The organism is Photorhabdus aballayi, assembly GCF_026153155.1.
In the GTDB taxonomy this organism is placed as follows: Bacteria; Pseudomonadota; Gammaproteobacteria; order Enterobacterales; family Enterobacteriaceae; genus Photorhabdus; species Photorhabdus luminescens.
In genome coordinates this window covers 1-7,841 of sequence record NZ_JAPFCD010000098.1, presented here as the reverse complement: position 1 = coordinate 7,841, position 7,841 = coordinate 1, and the positions used below count along the sequence as shown (strand labels likewise).

General features: G+C 49.2%; 1 protein-coding gene. It reads right to left on the bottom strand.

The genetic code is table 11. The features are described 5' to 3' along the window. Positions 1–7,841 (bottom strand): beta strand repeat-containing protein (locus tag OO184_RS24115; protein ID WP_376712600.1); only part of this gene is annotated, 7,841 nt, incomplete at both ends.

The window sequence follows — 7,841 nt, the reverse complement described above, 5'->3', positions numbered from 1 at the left end:
GTATCCGGAGCAACGATACGGATAAGGGGTTCGACGTTTTGGCCTTTGACGGTATCAGACGGTAGCGTCAGTTCAAATTGTTGGCCTGTCGGTAACACTAAGGGGCGCTCATCTAATGTACCACTGTTTGGTAAGGTAACAGTCACAGGGGGGAGCACCCGTTCAGTTTGTTGAACTGGTGGAAGTACCGGGTGTTCAGTCAGTGCATCTCTGTTTGGTAGCGCCACTGTGCCGGACGATAATATCTGCTCAGTCTGTTGGCCTATAGGTGAAAATATTGGGTGTTCAGTGAGTGCATCTCTGTTTGGTAGTGCTACTGCGCCGGACGATAATATTTGCTCAGCCTGTTGACCTGTAGGTGAAAATATTGGGTGTTCAGTGAGTGCATCTCTGTTTGGTATTGCCACTGCGCCGGACGATAATATCTGCTCAGTCTGTTGACCTGTAGGTGAAACTAATGGGCGATCAGTCGGTATGTCTCTATTCGGTAGTGTGATGGCGTTGATAGTGGCATTTGTGAACGTAACTTCACCGGCTTCCGCCATTCTTGAGGTCAGGTTAATCCCGGTTGGTGCACTTTGAACACGGTTTGTCTGCCTGTCATCTATTGTTATGCCGGTAGAGTTTGGACGCGTGTTGCCCTGCCAGGCTAGGGCTTTCAGGTCAATGGTTTCGGTTATCGGCGCTGGGTTATAGTCGTCCCAGTCTTTTCCTTGGGAGGTTTTGGTTCCTCTGAATCGACGTTTTTTCTTTTTGGCATACCAACGGATTTCGCTACCTTCATCCGTGATGATACGTTCGCCTTTGGTGGCGTTATTGTGCAGCTCATCAATATCACCCCCTAGTATTCCACCCGCTACGATCTGACTGTCGTCATTAGTCAGCATCGCGCTATTGATGGTCATATTACCCCCGGACAGGATTTTACCCGGATCACTCTCTTTTATCTGGGTTTCATTGATGGTACGGGTATATCGGTACTCGTAAAATTCATCATCACTGTTACCATCCGGCATAACAGCGGTGTGTACGCCGTATTTGTTGCTGTAGGAAGTGTCTACTTGTGACCAGTCATAGCGGGTAGTGTGGCCGCTCAATACTGCTTCATGACGTTGCGATTTTTCTGTTTCGACGATTTGGGTGACCAGACCGTTGTTGGTATTTTTGATAATAGCGGCATCAATTTTTAGGTTACCCCCGGCCTCAATGGTTGCTGCGTGGTTGCTGAGTCGGCCAGCTTGGCTAGTCGCAGTCAAGTTTTCATCCAATTGTCCACCAATGCGCATGTCACCCACGCTGAAAATATGGGCATGGTGACTGTTGTTGAGGGTTCCGGTGCCAATATCTAATTTATCTCGGGCAGCAATGACGGCGGCCTTATCATCTTTTGCTGTGTTATTGAGCGTGCCAGTCTTGAGGGCTATTTGGTCACCGTAAATACGTCCGGTTCCGGTGTTGTCCAGTACTTTGGCGGTGAGATGGGTCAGTTCGCCGTCAATGAGCCCGGTGTTGGTCAGCGTGTTTCGGACGTTGACTTCGGTTTGCTTAGCTCTGATTTCCGCCGCTTGGGTGTTGGTGAGATTTTGGGCTTCCAGGTATGCCTGTTCGGCTTTAATTGTACTGTCATTGATAATATTGCCGTCGGTTTCCAGAGACAGCTTGCCGTCGGCGGCGATGTTACCGGTGTTGTGGAAGTCTTGTTTTAATTTTACCTCTATATCGCCCTGCGATAAGATTTGACCGTCACCGCTCAAGGCGTTGGCTTTAATTTTGACCTTTTCACTCCCAGTCAGTGTGCCTTGCTGGTTATTCACTGTCAGTTTCTGGGTTTTATCTTCGATGGTGAGTTGTTTTCCACCGGAGACTAGGCCTTGTTCGTTTTTCAGAGACTGATTAATGATAGCTTGCAGACGGTTGGCTCCCTGTAATGTTCCTTGGGTGTTATCCACCTGTTGAGCTTCAATTATCAGGTCTTGGGCTTCGGTACCTTGGTCAGGGTGATTAGTCTCCCGGTTAATAAGTTCTGCTGTTTTTAGTGTCAGTTGTTGGTCACTGTGGATAAGGCCGCCAGTATTGTTCGTTTGTTTCGGGGTGTTAATCGTCGCGTCACCTATGGCTCTGACCTGTCCGCGACGGTTGTCGAGCTGTAGGGTATTCAGGTTCATGGTGTCTGTTGACAACAGTTTACCGTCTTGGTTATCCGTATCGGCTTGTCCAGTGTTGATGGTGAGTTTTTTGCCCTGAATGTGTCCGTGTTGGTTATTCAGTTTGCCACTGGTCACGGTGGTGTTGTCGTCGCCAATAATACGGCCATGTTGGTTGTCCAGTAGTTGCCCGTTGGTGTCAATATTGACAGTTTTTGCTGACTTTAATGCGCCATTGTTGTTGATAAGCGTCTGGCTATGAATATCCAGTCCACTGTTACCCGCAATCAGTCCTTTTTTATTGGTAAGGGTTGTACTGGTAATCTTAGTTTTGCCATCCGTGGCGATAAAACCCGCGTCGTTGTTTAACTCACCGATATCCAGTGTCAAATCTCCTCGGGCAGAGAATTTGCCTGATTTATCTTTATCGCCGGTGTTATTCAGGCGTTTGCCTTGAGTGTTGAGGTTCAGGTTGCCATCAGAATGGACATTGCCTTGTTGGTTATTAAATGCTTGGGTAATCAGCTTTATCTGTTGGGTGCCGACAATGGTGTCTTGAGTGTTATTTACGGTTGCGATTTTACGATTGGTAATCGTACCAGCTTGATTATGTAAATCACCGCTGGTAATTAACATGTCGTCCTGGCTGCGGATACCGCCCCGATCACCACTGTTTTTATTCGTCAGTGAATGACCGTGTGTATCGAGAGTAAGTTTACCTGCGGATTGCAACAGACCGCCGCTGTTGTCAGTTTGGTTCACTGATAATGTTAGCGCCCCTTTTTCGCTGATAAGGGTTCCGCCTTGGTTGTTCAGTTCACCCCCGGTAACCGTTGCTGCTCCTGTACTGATGATCGCCCCATCCTGATTGTCGATGTCACCGGCAGTCAGGGCCATCGTTCCTTTACTGATAACGCCTTTGGTATCGCCGCTTTTGGCGGTGGTCAGTTTTTCTCCGTGAGTATCTAGCGTCATGTTGCCGTCAGACTTTATTAGTCCACCGGTACTGTTTAACTCGCCGCTATCGAGTTGCAGGTTTTTCTTACTGACTATAGTGCCGGTTAGATTGCTTAATGTCTGTTGATGAGAATTGATGTGAGTTTCATCGCCACGGATATATCCGAGATCATTGATGAGTTCACCTGTAAGCAGTTTTAGGCTATCCCCTGCGAGGATTCCGTTAAGTTCTCCGCTATCGGTATTCGTCAGTTTTTGCTGTTGGGTATCCAGTTTCAGACTGGCAGCGGATTGTATCAGCCCACGTTGGTTGTTGACGGCTTGTGTTGTCAGATCGGCTTTTCCCTCCGAGAGGATTTTACCGTCGGTGTTGTTGAGGTTTTGGCTGGTCAGTGTAGTTTCACCTTGTGAATCTATCTTGCCAGCGGTGTTATCAATTTCACCGGCTTCTAAGGTTAGGTCACTGCCGCTACGTATGCCGAGGTCATTCCCGCTTTGCGTATTAGTCAGCTTTTGGCCGTGGGTGTTAAGAGAAAGGGTTGTTTTGGATTGCAGCAAACCACTGGTGTTATGCAGTTCACCGGTATTCATGGTGAGCTGTTGATTCTGGCTGACAATTTTACCGCCAGTGTTATTAACGGTTCCTGATGATGTCACTTTAAGTTGCTGATTGGCTGTTATGGTCCCATGATGGTTATTGATGGTACCTGCGGCTATTGTTGGTGTTCCTTGGCCTGAGATCCCTTGCTCGGGTTGGCTGTTGCGGTTGGTTATTGTGCCTTGTTGCACATCCAGAGTCAGGTTTTTATCCGCATGGATCCAGCCTGCTTCATTATTGATACCTTGAGCAGTCAGCTTGACATTGCCTGCACTGACTATGCCTCCGGTCTTGCCGCTGTTGAGGTTAGTCAGTAGTTCGCCTTGTGTATCGAGTGTCAGATCACCCGCGGATTTCAACAGGCCGCCGCTGTTGTCGGTTTTTTTCACGGTCAATGTGAGTGCGCTGGTTTCACTGGCGAGGGTTCCGCCTTGGTTTTTCAGTTCACCGCCGGTAACGGTGGTTGTTCCTGTACCTTTGATAAAACCCTCTTGGTTGTCAATTTCACCGGTGGTCAGGGTCATTGTCCCTTGACTGATAACGCCGCCGGTTTTACCGCTTTTGGCGGTGGTCAGTTTTTCTCCGTGCGTGTCCAGTGTCATATCGCCGGCAGATTCTATTCTCCCACCGGTACTGTTGAGTTCTCCGCTATCGAGTTTTAGATTTTTCTTACTGAATATGGTGCCAGCCAAGTTGTTTAGCGCTTGTTGATGGGTGTTAATGCGGGTTTCGTTACCACGAATTTCGCCGCGGTCATTGATCAGTTTACCGGTAGTCAGTTCTAAGGCATCTTCCGCGACGATCCCGCTGTTTTTACCGCTATCGGTGTTGGTTAGTTCATGTTGTTGGGTGTCTAATTTCAGACTGGCTAAGGATTGTATCAGCCCACGTTGGTTGTTGACTGCTTGTGTTGTCAGATCGGCCTCTCCCTTCGAGAGGATTTTACCGTCGGTGTTGTTGAGGTTTTGGCTGGTCAGTGTAGTTTCACCTTGTGAATCTATCACGCCCGCAGTGTTATCAATTTCGCCAGCTTCCAGGGTCAGGTCACTGTCGCTGCGTATGCCGAGGTCATCCCCGCTTTGCGTATTAGTCAGCTTTTGGCCGTGGGTGTTAAGAGAAAGGGTTGTTTTGGATTGCAGCAAACCACTGGTGTTATTCAGTTCACCGGTATTCATGGTGAGTTGTTGATTCTGGCTGACTATTTTACCGCTGGTATTATCAACGGCTCCTGTTGATGTCACGTTGAGCTGCTTATCGGCGATAACTCTTCCCTGTTGGTTATCGAGGGTGCCCGCGGTTATTGTTAACTCTCCCAGGCTTGAGATCCCCTGTTCAGGTTGGCTGTTACGGTTGGTTATGGTTCCCTTCTGCCCGTCAAGAGTCAGGTTTTTATCCGCACGGATCCGGCCTGCTTCATTATTGATACCTTGAGCGGTCAGACTGACATTACCCTCACTGATTATGCCACCGGTTTTGCCGCTATTGATGTTGGTCAACAGACCACCTTGCGTATTCAGTATCAGGTCACCGGCGGATTGCAGTAAGCCGTCGCTGTTGTCAGTTTTGTTTACCTTTAATGTCAGTGCTCCTGTTTCGCTGGCAAGGGTTCCGCCCTGGTTTTTCAATTCACCGCCGGTAACGGTCGTTGTTCCTGTAGCGATAATCACACCGTCTTGGTTGTCAATTTCACCGGTGGTCAGGGTCATTGTCCCTTTACTGATAACGCCGCCGGTTTTACCGCTTTTGGCGGTGGTCAGTTTTTCTCCGTGCGTGTCCAGTGTCATATCGCCGGTAGACTCTATTCTCCCACCAGTACTGTTGAGTTCTCCGCTATCGAGTTTTAGATTTTTCTTACTGAATATGGTGCCAGCCACATTGTTTAGTGCTTGCTGATGGGTGTTAATGCGGGTTTCGTTACCACGAATTTCGCCGCGGTCATTGATCAGTTTACCGGTAGTCAGTTCTAAGGCATCTTCCGCGACGATCCCGCTGTTTTTACCGCTATCGGTGTTGGTTAGTTCATGCTGTTGGGTGTCTAATTTCAGACTGGCTAAGGATTGTATCAGCCCACGTTGGTTGTTGACTGCTTGTGTTGTCAGATCGGCTTTTCCCTTCGAGAGGATTTTACCGTCGGTGTTGTTGAGATTCTGGCTGGTCAGTGTAGTTTCACCTTGTGAATCTATCACGCCCGCAGTGTTATCAATTTCGCCAGCTTCCAGGGTCAGGTCACTGTCGCTGCGTATACCGAGGTCAGCCCCGCTTTGCGTATTAGTCAGCTTTTGGCCGTGGGTGTTAAGAGAAAGGGTTGTTTTGGATTTCAGCAAACCACTCGTGTTATTCAGTTCACCGGTATTCATGGTGAGTTGTTGATTCTGGCTGACAATTTTCCCGCCAGTGTTATTAACGGCTCCTGTTGATGTCACGTTGAGCTGCTTATCGGCGATAACTCTTCCCTGTTGGTTATCAAGGGTACCCGCAGTTATTGCCAACTCCCCCTGGCTTGAGATCCCCTGTTCAGGCTGGCTGTTGCGGTTGGTTATTGTGCCTTGTTGCCCATTCAGAGTCAGGTTTTTATCCGCATGGATCCAGCCTGCTTCATTATTGATGCCTTGAGCGGTCAGCTTGACATTGCCTGCACTGATTATGCCTCCGGTCTTGCCGCTGTTGAGGTTAGTCAGTAGTTCGCCTTGTGTATCGAGTGTCAGATCACCCGCGGATTTCAACAGGCCGCCGCTGTTGTCGGTTTTTTTCACGGTCAATGTAAGCGCGCTGGTTTCACTGGCAAGGGTTCCGCCTTGGTTTTTCAGTTCACCGCCGGTAACGGTGGTTGTTCCTGTACCTTTGATAAAACCCTCTCGGTTGTCGATCTCGCCAGTAGTCAGCGTCAATGTTCCTTGACTGATAACGCCGCCGGTTTTGCCTTTTTTGGCGGTGGTCAGTTTTTCTCCGTGCGTGTCCAGTGTCATATCGCCGGTAGACTCTATTCTTCCACCGGTACTGTCTAACGCCCCGCTATCGAGTTTTAGATTTTTCTTACTGGCGATGGTGCCCGCCACATTGTTTAGCGCTTGCTGATGAGTGTTAATGTGGGTTTGATTACCACGAATATCGCCGCGGTTGTTGATCAGTTTACCAGTAGCCAGTTCTAAAGCCTCTTCTGCGATGATCCCGCCGTCGGTGCTAGTCAGTTCATGCTGTTGTGTATCTAATTTCAAACTGGTTGCGGATTGTATCTGTCCGCTTTGGTTGTTGACCACTTGCGTTGTCAGATCGGCTTTTTTCCGCGAGAGGATTTTACCGCCGGTGTTGTTGAGGTTCTGGCTGGTCAGCGTGGTTTCACCTTGTGAATCTATCACGCCAGCGGTGTTATCAATTTCACCAGCTTCCAGGGTCAGGTCACTGCCGCTGCGGATACCGCGTTTTTCTCCGCTCTGGGCGTTAATTAATTTTTGGCCTTGGGTGTTGAGTGACAGGGTTGCGCCGGATTTCAGCAGACCGCCTGTATTGTCAACGGTCCCGGATGTTACGGTGAGTTGTTTATCCGCTTCCACAGATCCTTGATGGTTATCAATAGCGCTTGCCGTCAGCGTTAAGTCGCCTGAGCTACGGATACCCTGATCAGGCTGGCTGTTGCGGTTGGTTATCGTTCCCTTCTGCCCGTCAAGGATCAGGTTTTTACCCGCATGGATTAGGCCCGCATCGTTGTTAACGCCCTGGGTCGTCAGCTTTATGTTGCTTGTGCTGATGATGCCCCGGTCTTTGCCGCTGCGGGTGTTGGTTAGCCGCCCGCCTTGCGTATCCAATGTTAGGTCACCCGCGGATTGCAGTAGTCCACCGCTGTTGTCGGTGTTGTTTACCGTTAATGTCAGGGAACCAGTTTTGCTGACCAGTTTTCCTCGTTGGTTGTGGAGTTCTCCACCGGTGATAGTTGTCGTTCCGGTACCCATGATGGCGCCATCGCGATTGTCGATCTCGCCTGTCGTTAAGGTGAGCGTTCCCTCACTGATAATGCCGTTGGTGTCGCCGCTTTTGGCGGTGGTTAGCTTTTTCCCGTGGGTGTCTAATGTCATGTCGCCATCAGATTTTATTTGTCCGCCGGTACTGTCGAGTTCTCCACTGTCAAGTTGCAGATTTTTCTTGAT